This is a genomic window from Rhizobium sp. SJZ105, assembly GCF_007828365.1.
Classification (GTDB): domain Bacteria; phylum Pseudomonadota; class Alphaproteobacteria; order Rhizobiales; family Rhizobiaceae; genus Agrobacterium; species Agrobacterium tumefaciens.
The window spans coordinates 302,287-315,123 of sequence record NZ_VIUP01000002.1 but is presented as its reverse complement, the minus strand read 5'-3'; the positions used below and the strand labels follow the sequence as shown (position 1 = coordinate 315,123).

Here is a 12,837-nt window from a genome sequence, read left to right as displayed (position 1 = left end):
TATGGCAATAAAAAACCCGGCAATTTTGCCGGGTTTTTTATTGCTGAAAACGGCCCTCCGGCCTTTTTTCACTATCGCGGGATAACGGCTTTTTCGGGAAAAACGTTGCCTTTGGAACAGGCGGGCAGGAACGGTGATGCCAATTATCGGAACTCTAAAAAAATCAATTTCTTCAATAATTTAGGGCGAAGGAATTCTTCGTTTTGCGGGAAAAATAGCTTTCTGGACCTCTGATTTCTCTGCCTGCACTGTGTCCATGAAATCTCACCCGCACACGATGGATGCCATGGCCAAGGATACGCTTTTTTTGATCGCCCCCGGTTTTGAAGACCCCAAGCACCCCGGTGTCCGGTTCGTCTGCCCGCATTGTAACCAGATCGAGGGCCTGCTTGCCGCCTTTCCGGACCTTGCCGCCGGGATCGATATCCACCGGGTCGGTTTTCAGCGTCCGCGCGAAGCGGTCATCGCCGTCGTGGGTGAGGAAAACCAGTCGTTGCCGCTGTTCGTCTTTACCGGCGATGCACCAGCCGATGCGACGACCAAAGGCGACACGCACTTCATTCAGGACACGAAACGCATTTTGCAAATCCTCGCCGAGCGTCACGGGTTCCCGCAACTGCACTGAGATGCCGCACCCCGCACATCGGATTTTTATCGGAGATAGACATGACCTTTTCCAGACGCCAGTTTCATAAAATTGCACTCGCCGCCGGCGCTTTCGTGGCGCTTCCAGGTGGTTCTTTTGCTGCTGCTGAAGAGCCCGTTTCGGGCGGTACGCTCAAGATCGTCTATTTTCCCGAGCCGACGCAGCTCGTGGCAATCAATACCAGTGCGGGCGGTCCGCAGTTCATCGGATCGAAGATTTATGACGGGCTTTTGACGTACGATTACGAACTTTCGCCCAAGCCGAGCCTTGCCAAAGAATGGAGCGTTTCCGCCGACGGGCTGGAATATATCTTTCATCTGCAGCCGAATGCGAAGTTCCATGACGGCAAGCCGGTGACATCGGCAGATGTGGAGTTCTCGATCCTGCGGCTGAAGGAAGCCCATCCGCGCGGCCGGGCGACTTTCTCGCATGTTGAAAGCGTCGATACTTCCGATCCGCTGGTTGCGAAGGTGAAGCTTTCCAAGCCGGCGCCGGGATTGATAACCGCGCTCGCCTCGTCGGAATCGCCTGTTGTGCCAAAGCACATCTTCGAGACCTTCAAGCCGACTGATAATCCAAAACCCGCCCAGATCATCGGCAGCGGTCCCTTCGTCCTGAAGGAATGGGTGCCGGGAAGCCATATTCTTCTGGAAAAGAATGCCGACTACTGGGACGCGTCAGGTCCTTATCTCGACCGCGTCATCATTCGCCTCATCAACGATGCGGGCGCTCGCGCGGCGGCGCTGGAAACCGGAGAGGGCGACATTGGCCCGAACCCGGTGGCGCTTGCCGATCTGGAACGGCTGAAATCCATTCCGACGCTGAAGGTGGATGACCGCATCTACGCCTATGCCGGCCAGCAGAACCAGCTCGTCATCAACCTTGAGAACGAATATCTCAAGGAATTGAAGGTGAGGCAGGCTATTGCCCACGCGATCGACGTTCCGGCGTTGATCGATACCGTGCTATACGGTTACGCCGTGCCATCGCCCACGCCGATCAGCCCTGGCCTTGCGAAGTTCCACAATCCGGATATCGGTTTTGCCAAATTCGACGTCGCGCAGGCGGAAAAATTGCTGGATGAGGCCGGTTTCCCGCGCAAGGATGGCGGCAAGCGTTTCAAGCTCCGCGTCACCACCAACCCGTTCAACCCGCAGACCTATTCGGATTTCATAGCGCAGGCGCTTTCCAAGATCGGCATCGAGGCGGATATCCAGAAATTCGATTTCGGCACCTATGTGAAGGTCGTTTATACCGATCGCGCCTGGGACCTTTCAGTCGAATCCCTCTCCAATACCTTCGATCCGACGGCCGGCGTGCAGCGTGTCTACTGGAGCAAGAACTTCAAGATCGGCCTGCCGTTTTCGAATGCCAGCCACTACGCCAATCCGGAAGTGGACCGGCTGCTGGAAGCGGCCGCGGTGGAGCCGGATATCGAAAAGCGCGCAGCCTTCTTCAAGGAGTTTCAGGCCGTCGTCGCCAAGGATCTTCCCGTCATCAATCTCGTTTCGCCAATCCAGCCGGTCGTCGGCAGCGTCCGCATCAAGGATTACGCGACAGGGGCGGAGGGTCTTAGCGGCAATCTCGCCAAAGCGTGGGTGACGAAGGAGGCGTAAGCGCATCCTCACCTCTCGTTTAAAGCCGCGTCAAAGTTGAAAAGGGTTCATCGCCATGAGCAGAAAATCCGAGAAGCTGGTCCTCAATGCGTTCATCTATCCGGGTGGGCACCATGAAGCAGCCTGGCGCCACCCCGAGTCGGAGCCACTGCGCGTCACGGATATAAGGCTCTACCAGGATATCGCCCGCAAGGCCGAGGCGGCAAAGCTGGATGCCATTTTCTTTGCCGATGCGCCGGTGCTGGACGCCAATATCCGCTATGCCGCCCGGCACCGGCTGGAACCGATCACCATGCTGGCGGCCTTGGCGGCCGTCACCGAAAAGATCGGCTTCATTGCTACGGCCTCCACCACCTATTACGAGCCCTACAATCTCGCGCGGCTGTTCGCCTCGGTCGATCATATCAGCGGCGGCCGGGTGGGCTGGAACATCGTGACGACCTCGGCCGATGCGGCGGCCGGAAACTTCAATCTCCAGCAGCATCCGCCGCATGCCGACCGTTACCGGCAGGCGACTGAGTTCGTCGATGTGGTGACAAAGCTCTGGGACAGCTGGGAAGACGATGCCATCGTCGCCGACAAGGAGAGCGGTCTTTTCGCCGATACCGACCGCATCCATCCTGCCAGTCACGAGGGCGAGTTCTACCGGGTGCGGGGCGCGCTCAACCTGCCACGCTCGCCGCAGGGCAGGCCGGTCTATGTGCAGGCCGGCTCTTCGGAGGACGGCCGTGGCTTTGCTGCCCGGTATGCCGAGGCAATCTTTACCGCGCATCAAACTCTGGAGAGTGCGCGGTCTTTTTATTCCGACATCAAGAGGCGCGTGGCGGCCACGGGGCGCAATCCCGCCCATGTGAAAATCCTGCCGGGGATCAGCCCCTTCATCGCCTCCACCGAAGAGGAGGCGCGAAAGCTCGAGGCGAGTTTCAACGATCTTATCCAGCCGGCCTTTTCGCTTGGGCAGTTGCAGCGCATTACAGGCATTGATCTCTCATCGGCCGATCTCGATCAGCCGTTGCCGAAGGAGGCGGTGGAAGCGACGCGCGCGCAGGCGGATAGCAGCCGGCATCAATTGGTTCTCGATGTCATCGACCGGGAAAATCCGACGATCCGGCAATTGTTGCACCGGCTTGCCGGCGGGCGCGGGCACAAGGTGATTTCGGGAACGCCGGAACAGGTGGCAGACTGGATAGAGACCTGGTTCCGTGAAGGTGCTGCCGACGGCTTCAACATCATGCCGCCATGGCTGAATGGCGGGTTCGATATTTTCGTCGACGAGGTCGTGCCGATCCTCAAACAGCGCGGGCTGTTCCGCGAGGACTACGAGGGCGACACGCTGCGTGATCATTACGGCCTGCCCCGGCCGGAAAACATCCATACGACCGGGGAGTTGCAAAGGGAACGCGCCTGATGTGGGACGGGCGTGTTCAGGCGGCGGCTTCGAGTGAGCGTGTATCCTCGCGCAACAAGGCGAGTAGAGATGCGATTTCCGGCAGCCGCCGCCTGTCAGGACTGGTCAGAAGATGATACCGGCTGGCGGTCGGCTGAGGTGCGCCGAAAGGTGCGATCAGACGGCCGGTTCGAAGCTCTTCGGAAATGAGCGAGTGGCGCGCAAGGCCGATGCCGTGGCTGGACAAGAGTGCCTCTATCAGCGCGGTCTGACGCGAAAAGCGCGGTCCTGCTGCGGAAAGCCGAAGCGGAATGCGGCAGGCCCGCATCCAGTTTGCCCATTCGAAGGCAGCATCGGCGCCGTTGCCGCGCAACATCGCAAAAGAGATATCCCGAAGCCGCTCGGGTTCACCACCAAGCTGGTAGCGGGTGGCAAAATCCGGGGTGCAGACGGCACTGACGGTGTCGGCAAAAAGCGGTTCGTGAATGAAACCGGGGATTTGTCCGTGGGTGGCGACGATCGCGCAATCGGCATCGAAATGCGTGAGGTCGATGGCGTCGCCCTCGAGAGATTCAATCGAGATATCTACGTCTCCAAGGGCTGGAACGATGGTTCCCAACCGCGGCGCCAGCCATCGGGCCGCAAAACAGCCTTCCGCCAGAACCTTCACCTGCCGCCGGCCGCCGGAGGCCATGAGATCGGAAAGGCTGCCGATCATCGTCTCGAAAGCGTCCGCAAGGCCGGGGTAAAGCGTGCTGCCGGCCTCGGTCAGCACCAGCTCGCCGCGCTGGCGGCTGAAGAGTGTTTGCCCGAGATGGGTTTCCAGAATGCGCACCTGCTGGCCGATTGCGGCAGTCGAGACATGCAGTTCTTCCGCCGCCCGCGAGAAGCTGGCGTGACGAGCGGCCACGACAAATGCGCGCAGGGCCGTCAGCGGCGGCAGCCGGGAAAGCGTCGGCAACCGGAAAGCCGCTCTTGCGACCGAAGGAGGGATGAATTCCGTTCTCATGGCCGTTTTCCCTTTATCGCTAGAATACCCGGCCTTCCCTGAGGTGCGTCGTGGTGCCGTTGAGATAATAGTCGCCGATGACACGCGCCTTGTGGGCAAGCGGATTGTGGTTGTAGACCGTGCGGATGTTGCGCCAGTGGCGGTCGAAATTCCGCTCGCTGGACGTCGCCGATCCGCCGCCGAGTTCGTAAAGGTTGGTGGCGACCGTTAGTGAAAGCTGCGATGCGATGATCTGGGTACGGGCGGTGGCGAGAGAACCTTCCAGCAAAGCCGCTTCTATCGCCTCTTCGTCGCCGCTGGAAAAGGCGGCGGCGGTCCTGTCGAGCGTTCTTGCCGCCTCGCGGATCAGCGTCTTGACGGCGAAGGCACCGGCGCTGATCTCGCCGAGCATCTTCTGCACAAAGGGGTCCTGATTGGCGGTTTCGGCGCTGCTGTGGAGCGTGGTGCGCGCCTGGCGCAGAACATAGTCGATGCCGTCGTTGAGTGCGCCCTGAACGGCACCGGAGGCAGAGGCAGCGAGATGCAACTGTCGCATGGCCGAGCTGTGGCGCCCGATCTGGCTGCCGAGCTTGCGGGTCGTCAGTTCATGCGGGAGCACCTCGACATTCTCAAGCAAAACGCCGCCGCTTGCCGTCATGCGCTGGCCCATGCTGTCCCAGTCGTCGAGAATGGTGATCCCGGGCCGATCAAGCGGAATGAGGACGCCGATCGGCTGTTCGTCGTCGCCGACAGCGCTAAAGGTGCCGAAATCTGCGAAGGCGGTGCCGGTCCCATACCATTTGCGGCCGTTCAGACGATAACGGTCGCCATCGGCGCTGAGGCGCGTGGTGATTTCACCGGGCCGTTTGGTCCCCTGTTCCGTGCTGGCGCCCGCGAAGAGCTTGCCCGTGAGGACATTTTCGAGGTGCCGCCGATCCTCAAGCTCGATCGGTGTGAGAGCGAGGTTTTCGGTGAAATTGAAATGGCTGCGGAGTGCGTGCGGAATATTGCTGTCGGCTTCCCCGAGGATCATCAGGACTTCTATATAGTCCGCAATCGAGCCTCCCGGCCCGCCTTTGGCCTCGGGGATGCGCAGCGTGCCGATCTTGGCTTCTTTGATCAGGCCGAAGATTTCGAAGGGAAGTTCCCGCTGACGCTCACGGCGAGCGGCATCCTTGGCGGCAACAGCCGCAATGTCCCTGGCGCGGGCCAGAATGTCGTCTCGGCTCGGCACGCTGGAATTATCGGTGGTTGCGGTCTGTATTTTAGGATTGGACATTGCGGATTTTCCCTGAGCGGATGTGATGACCTGCGGCACGGTCGCGCCGCAGGCATTTTCTTCTGGACGATCAGGCGACCGCGCGCGGCTTGACGACCGGGCGGGGAGCCGGTTCGATATTGCGCGGCACGCGGCCTTCGACGGGATGGCTCGGATCGTTGAAGCCGGGTGTCGAGGGATGGCCTGTCGTCACAAGGCTGTCGACCAGCGCCTCGTCTTCCGCATCGATCTTCACATCGAGGGCGCGGACGTAACCGTCCCAATGGTCTTCAGTGCGCGGGCCGGTGATCGCGGCGGTGACGAACTTGTTGTTCAGCACCCAGGCGAGCGCAAAATCCGCTGCCGAAACACCCTTTGATGCGGCGTGCGCCGCAACCTTCTGGGCGATTTCGACCGACTCGGGGCGCCATTCGGTTTCCAGAACCCGCTTGTCGCCACGGCCGACACGGGTATCTGCGCCCGGCTGCTCACCCGGCTGATATTTGCCGGTCAGCACGCCACGTGCCAGCGGCGAATAGGAAACGACGCCCAGCCCGTAATTATGTGCCGCGGGCAGCTGCTCGGCTTCGGCTGTGCGGTTGACGATGTTGTAAAGCGGCTGGCTGGCGATAGGCCGGTCGATGCCGAGCTGATCGGCCAAATGCGAAATTTCGGCAATGCGCCAGCCCCGGAAGTTGGAAACGCCGAAATAGCGCAGCTTGCCGGCACGGATGAGATCGGCAATGGCGCGTACCGGTTCTTCCAGCGGCGCGTCGAAGACGGCGCGGTGGAAATAGAGGATATCGATGTAGTCGGTGTTGAGACGGCGAAGCGAATTCTCGACGGTCTCGATCACCCATTTGCGCGAATGGCCGCCAAGGTTCGGACCCTTGGTGTGGGAATTGACGAATTTCGTTGCCAGAACCCAGTGATCGCGACTGGCCTTGATACCGCGACCAACGACTTCTTCCGACTTGCCGTCGTGATAGACATCGGCAGTGTCGATGAAGTTGATGCCCTGCTCGCGTGCCTTGTCGATGATGCGGAAGGCCACGTCATCCGGCGTCGGGCCTCCGAACATCATCGTGCCGAGGCTCAGCGGTGAAACTTTCAGCGCGCTGCGTCCGAGATAGCGATAGTCGACCATTATGGTTGCTCCTTCAGTTTATTGGGCATGGTGGCAAGCCACGGCGTGGTTCTTGCCGAAAAGGGTGTAATCCGGCGCTTTTTCGCGACAGAGATCGGTGGCGAGCGGGCAGCGGGTGTGAAACCGGCAGCCGGATGGCGGGTTGTGGGGGCTCGGCAGGTCGCCGGAAATGGGCGCTGCCTGCTTGCGGCGCGCGGGATCGGGAACGGCTGCGAGAAGCGCACGGGTATAGGGGTGTTTCGGCGAGGCCCAAAGCTCCGCGGTCGGCGCGCTTTCCACGATCTTGCCGAGATACATGACGAGAACGCGATCGGAAAAATAGCGTACGACCGAAAGGTCGTGGGATACGAAGAGATAGGACAACGAAAGCCGTTTCTTCATCTCCACCAGAAGGTTGAGGATCTGCGCCTGTATGGAAAGATCGAGCGCCGAGACAGGCTCGTCGCAGACGACCAGTTCCGGCTCGAGAACGAGCGCCCGGGCAATGCCGATGCGCTGGCGCTGGCCGCCGGAAAACTCGTGCGGATAGCGGTCGAGTGCATCCGGTGGCAGACCCACCTGCGCGACGATCGCCTCGACGATCTCCCGCTGTTGCGCCCTGTCGCCAATGCCGTGCACCTTCAACGGCCCGGTAAGGATGGTTCGCACCGTCTGGCGCGGATTGAGCGACGCGAATGGGTCCTGAAAGATCATCTGGATGCGGCGGCGGATGCCGCGCAGCTGCGACGACGACATCGCCGTGACATCGGCGCCCTTGAAGGTGATCCTGCCAGAAGTGGGCTCCACCAGCCGCATCAGCGACTTGCCGAGCGAGGATTTGCCGCAGCCTGATTCACCCACCAGCGCCACGGTCTCGCCCGCCTCGATGTCGAGCGACACATCGTCGACGGCGCGGACTGTTCCGCGTCCTCCCGAATAGTGGGTGGAAAGACTATGCACTGACAAGAGCGTCATCAGATACCTCTTGGGATGTGGGGGATACGAAGGGGCAGGCGGCGTAGCGGCCTTCCGAGACGAGCCTCAGCGGCGGTACGAACTGCCCGCAGAAACCGCGGGCGCTCGGACAGCGTGGCCGGAAGGCGCAGCCGCGCTCGCCCGTAGCGGAAACGATTGAACCCGGAATTTCGATGAGTGGCCCGTCGCGATAATGCTGGCCGTCTTCGGCGCGCGGAGAGGCAGCCAGCAGGCCGCGCGTATAGGGGTGGTAAGGATTGGAGAAAACCGGTTCAGGCAATCCTTCTTCCACCTTGCGGCCGGCATACATTACCATCACCCGGTCGGCCCATTGCGCCACAATGCCAAGATCGTGGGTGATGAGGATGACGGCCATGTTGAGATCGCGGCGCAGATTGTCGAGCAGCTGCAGGATCTGCGCCTGTATCGTCACGTCGAGCGCGGTCGTCGCCTCGTCGGCGATCAGTAGTTTGGGATTGCAGGCAACGCCGATGGCGATCATGACGCGCTGGCGCATGCCGCCGGAAAGCTGGTGTGGATAATCGTCCACGCGGCGCTGGGCGTCGGGAATATTTACGAGGTCCAGAAGCTCGATGGCGCGTTTGCGCGCCTGGTGCCTGTCGATCCTTTCATGGATGCGCAGCACCTCGATGATCTGTTCTCCCACCGTCAGGACCGGGTTCAGCGACGTCATCGGTTCCTGAAAGATCATGCCGATATCGCGGCCGCGAATGCCTCGCCATTGCCGCTCGGAAAGCGGCAGGAGATCGCGGCCTTCGAGCAGAACACGCCCGCCGGTTTTTGCATGCGACGGCAACAGGCCGATCAGGCCGAGCGCAGTCAGCGATTTTCCCGAGCCGCTTTCGCCGACGATTGCAAGCATTTCGCCGGACTGCACATCGAAGCTGACGCCCTTGACCGGTTGTGCTGAGCCGAAGCTGACGGAGAGATCGTGGACTTCGATAAGTTTGCTCATCGGCGTTCCTCCGAAAAACGGGGGTTGAGCGCATCGTTGAGACCGTCGCTGATGAGGTTCAGCGAAATGACGGTGAAGACGATGGCGAGGCCGGGAAGGGCGGTCAGATACCAGGCGGTGCGAATGACGTCGCGTCCCGACCCGATCATCGAACCCCAGGAAACACGGTTGGGGTCGCCAAGTCCCATGAAGGAAAGGGCTGCTTCCATGAGGATCGCACCCGCCACCATGACGGAGGAGGTGACGATGATCGGCGGCAGGGCGTTGGGCAGAATTTCCTGAAACACGATACGCGCATGGCCATAACCGAGGCTTCGTGCGGCAAGCACATAGTCCTTCTCGCGGATGGCGCGGAATTCGGCGCGGGTCAGGCGCGCAACAAGTGGCCAGGTAATGATGCCGATTGCCGAGGTTACCGTGGTGACCGAAGGCTGGGCGATGGCGACGAGCACCACCAGCAGCACGAAGTTCGGCAATGTCTGGAAGATTTCGATGATCTTCACGAGAATATCGTCGATGACGCCACCGAAATAACCGGCGAAAGCACCGATTGTTATGCCGATCGTCAGCCCGATCAGGGTGGCGACGACACCGACGGTGAGCGAGATGCGTGCGCCATGCACGATGCCCGCCAGCACATCACGACCCATGGAATCGGTGCCGAGCGGATAGGCTGGATTCTGGCCGGGCCAGAGGAAGGGGCGGGCCACCATTTCCAGCGGATCGCCCGGATAGATCAGCGGGGCCGTGACAGCGGCGATGAGGACGGTGGCAAGAAACAGCAGCCCAACGATGGCGTTGGGATTGGTCAGGAAAATCTTCAGTTCCCGCCGCAAGCCGCGCCGCGGCACGGAGACGGAGCGGGCTGAAAGCGCGTCCGGCGCATGGATATAGGGCCAGACTTTTTCTTCAGGTTTTTTAGGTTTGGGATTGCTCTCTTCGGCACTGAGTTCGGCCGCGTCGAGAACTGCTGATGTCTGGGAGGAATTCATCGGCTTTCTCCGATGCGGGGGTCGAGCCATGCCTGCAACAGGTCCACGGCGGCATTGACAATGATGACGACAAGGGAAGAGAGAAGCAGAATGCCGAGCAGCACGCTGAAATCGCGGGCCATGACGGCCTCGAAAGCAAGACGGCCAAGGCCTGGCCAGCTGAAGACGGTCTCGACCACGACCGCACCGCCCAGCAGGCCACCAATATGCATGCCGGCCATGGTGGTGATCGGGATGAGCGCGTTGCGCAGAATATGGCGTGTGGTGAGCCGGAAAGGCGAAACGCCTTTTGCCCGTGCCGTGCGCACATAGTCTTGGGATTTGACTTCCAGCATCGCCGCGCGGGTGAGACGGGCATAAATCGCCAGAAAATAAAGCGCCAGCGAAAGGGCGGGGAGAACGATATAGCGCAGCCTGTCCAGAAGGGCGTCGAGGCCGGTGAGGCTGCTGCCGATGGTGCTGTCGCCGCCAGACGGAAGCCAGCCGAGCTTGACCGAGAAGGTGAGGATAAGCATCAGGCCGATCCAGAAGCCCGGCACGGAATAAAAGATTAGCGAGCCAATCGAAATGATCCGGTCCGGCAGCTTGCCGGAAAAGAGCGCCATGATGGAGCCGAGGAAAACGCCGACGAAAATCGCAATGCCAAGTGCTGCTCCCATCAGCGCCAGCGTGCCGGGCAACCGCTGGGCGATAAGATCGGCGACCGGCATGCCGTAGCGGGGTGAAAAGCCGAGGCTGAACTGGGCCAGATTGCCGAGATAGTTCATGAGCTGATGGACGACCGGCAGGTCGAGCCCGAAGCGTGAGCGAATTTCGGCCATGGTCTCGACGGTCGCCGAACCCGCTTCCGCGGCCAGCACGTCAGCCGCATCACCAGGCGCCAGCTGCAGCAGGAAGAAGTTCAGGATGACGATACCGAGAACCGTCGGGACGGCCTGAATGGCCACCCGCCTTGCCTGCGATAAAATCCGTTTCGAATTCGACATCGGCTCCAGTCCATTCGCTTGAAAACATGAAATCGGCCCGTAAAGGCGTTGGTATTAGTTGACTAATTTTATGGAATTTGTCAAAGAATAATAGAATTATTTTCTGAAATTTACGGAAATATGCGCCATAAAGAAAAGATAATTCCTATTTGTGAGAATGGTTGGTGCTTCATGCCAATCTCACTCTCGTCTGCGGAACAAACTTCTTCCCAAGCGCGGCCGTTCAGTTTTGCCGGTTTTTCGCCGGTTCAATTAAGGAGAGGTATCGCATGACTGTTTTCAACCAGACGACGCGCCGCGGATTTCTGCTGGCGTCGGTGGCGCTTGGCGTGGTGTCGTTGCCGGGGCTGAAGCTCAACGCAGCAGAGCCGGCAAGCGGCGGAACGGCCACTTTGCTCATCTCATCGGAGCCGCCGGTTCTGACGACGATCGCGCACACGGCCTATAATTCCGTCTACATATCGCCCAAGGTCACGGAAGGGCTGCTGACCTATGATTTCGACCTCAATCCCAAGCCGCTCCTGGCCAAATCATGGGATGTCAGCGGCGATGGCCTGCGTTACACCTTCAATCTTAGACCCGGTGTAAAATGGCATGACGGCAAGCCTTTCACATCTGCCGATGTGGCGTTCTCCATCAACACCATCAAGGAAGTGCATCCGCGCGGGCGCAATACCTTCCTGAACCTCACCAGTGTCGAGACCCCGGATGATCTGACGGCCGTGCTGGTTCTTTCCAAGCCTGCGCCGTATCTGATAACGGCGCTTGCCGCTGCTGAAACGCCTATCGTGCCCAAGCATCTTTATGAAGGCACGAAAGTTACCGAAAATCCCATCAATCTCGCACCTGTTGGCACCGGCCCGTTCAAGTTCAAGGAGTGGGTGCGGGGCAGTCATATCGTTTTCGAGCGTAATGCCGATTATTGGGATGCGCCGCGCCCCTATCTCGACAAGCTGATTGTTCGCTTCATTCCAGATGCGTCGGCCCGTGCCATCGCAATCGAAACCGGTGAGATCGATCTCGCTCCGAGCACCCCGGTCGCCTATAGCGATCTCGACCGCCTGAAGGAACTACCGAGCCTCGGCTTCGAGACCAATGGCTATCAATATACCAATTCGATCAGCCGCGTGGAGTTCAACCTCGAGAAGGACGTGTTCAAGGATGTCCGCGTCCGCCGTGCCTTCGCGCATGTGATCGACCGCAAAGTCATCTTCAACACGGTCAATTATGGCTATGGCGCGACAATCACCGGCCCGATCAATCCGAAGCTGACGAAATGGTTCGTGGACGATCTGAAGACCTATCCGATCGATCTGAAGGCGGCCGAAGCGCTGCTGGATGAGGCCGGATACAAGCGCGGTGCGGATGGTGTCCGTTTCAAGCTCAATCTGGACTATGTGCCGAGCACCGAGGCCTATCCGCGTGGCGCGGACTATATTCGCCAGGCGCTGGCGAAGGTCGGTGTGGATGTGACGGTGCGGACGCAGGATTTCGCCACCTACACGAAGCGCATCTACACGGATCGTGATTTCGACTTTGCCTATGAGGGCATGAGCAATCTCTTCGACCCGACAGTCGGTGTGCAGAGGCTCTACTGGTCCAAGAACTTCAAGAAGGGTGTGCCCTTCTCAAATGGCGCCGCCTACAGCAATCCCAAGGTGGATGCGCTGCTGGAAGCTGCCGCTGTCGAGATCGATCCGGACAAGCGCGTCGCGCAATGGAAGGAAATACAGCAGATCCTCGTCGATGACGTTCCTGCCATCGATATCGTTGCGGCACCTGAAATCACCATCTTCAACAAGCGCATTGCCGATCACACGATCGGTGCAGAAGGCGTCGCGGGCAGCCTGGCCTTCGCGCATATCGCGGCATCCTGATCGTCTCGCC

General features: G+C 60.0%; 11 protein-coding genes. 4 read left to right on the top strand and 7 right to left on the bottom strand.

Features of this window, described 5'->3' with window-relative positions; translation table 11 throughout:
* The first annotated feature begins 286 nt into the window (after positions 1-286).
* From FB593_RS10590 to FB593_RS10580, 3 genes are read left to right on the top strand one after another with little or no spacing between them, the layout of a single operon-like run.
* On the top strand, positions 287-625 hold the full coding sequence (locus FB593_RS10590; protein WP_026330699.1) for a DUF3088 domain-containing protein: 339 nt from the start codon (positions 287-289) through the stop codon (positions 623-625).
* 41 nt (positions 626-666) lie between these two features.
* Positions 667-2,262 (top strand): ABC transporter substrate-binding protein, encoded by a 1,596-nt coding sequence (locus FB593_RS10585; protein WP_145166542.1) that lies wholly within the window; start codon positions 667-669, stop codon positions 2,260-2,262.
* Between the two features lie 55 nt (positions 2,263-2,317).
* Complete coding sequence (locus tag FB593_RS10580; RefSeq protein ID WP_145166541.1) at positions 2,318-3,670, top strand: LLM class flavin-dependent oxidoreductase; 1,353 nt, start codon at positions 2,318-2,320, stop codon at positions 3,668-3,670.
* Between the two features lie 16 nt (positions 3,671-3,686).
* Here the strand turns inward: FB593_RS10580 and FB593_RS10575 are convergent, their stop codons facing one another.
* From FB593_RS10575 to FB593_RS10545, 7 genes are all read right to left on the bottom strand, one after another.
* Positions 3,687-4,658, bottom strand: coding sequence for a LysR substrate-binding domain-containing protein (locus tag FB593_RS10575; RefSeq protein WP_145166540.1), 972 nt, complete (start codon positions 4,656-4,658; stop codon positions 3,687-3,689).
* A 19-nt stretch (positions 4,659-4,677) separates the two neighbouring features.
* Positions 4,678-5,916, bottom strand: coding sequence for an acyl-CoA dehydrogenase family protein (locus FB593_RS10570; RefSeq protein ID WP_145166539.1), 1,239 nt, complete (start codon positions 5,914-5,916; stop codon positions 4,678-4,680).
* 70 nt (positions 5,917-5,986) lie between these two features.
* Entirely contained in the window at positions 5,987-7,042 is a 1,056-nt protein-coding gene (locus FB593_RS10565) for an aldo/keto reductase (protein ID WP_003511118.1), read from the bottom strand.
* A gap of 18 nt (positions 7,043-7,060) precedes the next feature.
* Complete coding sequence (locus FB593_RS10560) at positions 7,061-7,996, bottom strand: ABC transporter ATP-binding protein (protein ID WP_003511116.1); 936 nt, start codon at positions 7,994-7,996, stop codon at positions 7,061-7,063.
* Positions 7,974-8,972, bottom strand: a complete 999-nt coding sequence (locus FB593_RS10555; protein ID WP_013761673.1) for an ABC transporter ATP-binding protein — start codon at positions 8,970-8,972, stop codon at positions 7,974-7,976. The genes FB593_RS10560 and FB593_RS10555 overlap by 23 nt, the downstream gene beginning before the upstream one ends.
* On the bottom strand, positions 8,969-9,964 hold the full coding sequence (locus tag FB593_RS10550) for an ABC transporter permease (RefSeq protein ID WP_003511114.1): 996 nt from the start codon (positions 9,962-9,964) through the stop codon (positions 8,969-8,971). The genes FB593_RS10555 and FB593_RS10550 overlap by 4 nt, the downstream gene beginning before the upstream one ends.
* Positions 9,961-10,950, bottom strand: coding sequence for an ABC transporter permease (locus FB593_RS10545; protein ID WP_013761672.1), 990 nt, complete (start codon positions 10,948-10,950; stop codon positions 9,961-9,963). The genes FB593_RS10550 and FB593_RS10545 overlap by 4 nt, the downstream gene beginning before the upstream one ends.
* A 269-nt stretch (positions 10,951-11,219) precedes the next feature.
* Here FB593_RS10545 and FB593_RS10540 point away from each other — a divergent pair, with 269 nt between their 5' ends.
* Positions 11,220-12,827: an ABC transporter substrate-binding protein gene (locus FB593_RS10540; protein WP_013761671.1), complete on the top strand. Its 1,608-nt coding sequence runs from the start codon at positions 11,220-11,222 to the stop codon at positions 12,825-12,827.
* Positions 12,828-12,837 lie beyond the last annotated feature (10 nt).

Bases quoted from the DNA above. Each gene is read 5' to 3' on its own strand.
- FB593_RS10590 (WP_026330699.1), top strand. From the start codon at position 287: ATGGCCAAGGATACGCTTTTTTTGATCGCCCCCGGTTTTGAAGACCCC.
- FB593_RS10545 (WP_013761672.1), bottom strand. From the start codon at position 10,950: ATGTCGAATTCGAAACGGATTTTATCGCAGGCAAGGCGGGTGGCCATT.
- FB593_RS10575 (WP_145166540.1), bottom strand. From the start codon at position 4,658: ATGAGAACGGAATTCATCCCTCCTTCGGTCGCAAGAGCGGCTTTCCGG.
- FB593_RS10570 (WP_145166539.1), bottom strand. From the start codon at position 5,916: ATGTCCAATCCTAAAATACAGACCGCAACCACCGATAATTCCAGCGTG.
- FB593_RS10585 (WP_145166542.1), top strand. From the start codon at position 667: ATGACCTTTTCCAGACGCCAGTTTCATAAAATTGCACTCGCCGCCGGC.
- FB593_RS10560 (WP_003511116.1), bottom strand. From the start codon at position 7,996: ATGACGCTCTTGTCAGTGCATAGTCTTTCCACCCACTATTCGGGAGGA.
- FB593_RS10565 (WP_003511118.1), bottom strand. From the start codon at position 7,042: ATGGTCGACTATCGCTATCTCGGACGCAGCGCGCTGAAAGTTTCACCG.
- FB593_RS10540 (WP_013761671.1), top strand. From the start codon at position 11,220: ATGACTGTTTTCAACCAGACGACGCGCCGCGGATTTCTGCTGGCGTCG.
- FB593_RS10550 (WP_003511114.1), bottom strand. From the start codon at position 9,964: ATGAATTCCTCCCAGACATCAGCAGTTCTCGACGCGGCCGAACTCAGT.
- FB593_RS10580 (WP_145166541.1), top strand. From the start codon at position 2,318: ATGAGCAGAAAATCCGAGAAGCTGGTCCTCAATGCGTTCATCTATCCG.
- FB593_RS10555 (WP_013761673.1), bottom strand. From the start codon at position 8,972: ATGAGCAAACTTATCGAAGTCCACGATCTCTCCGTCAGCTTCGGCTCA.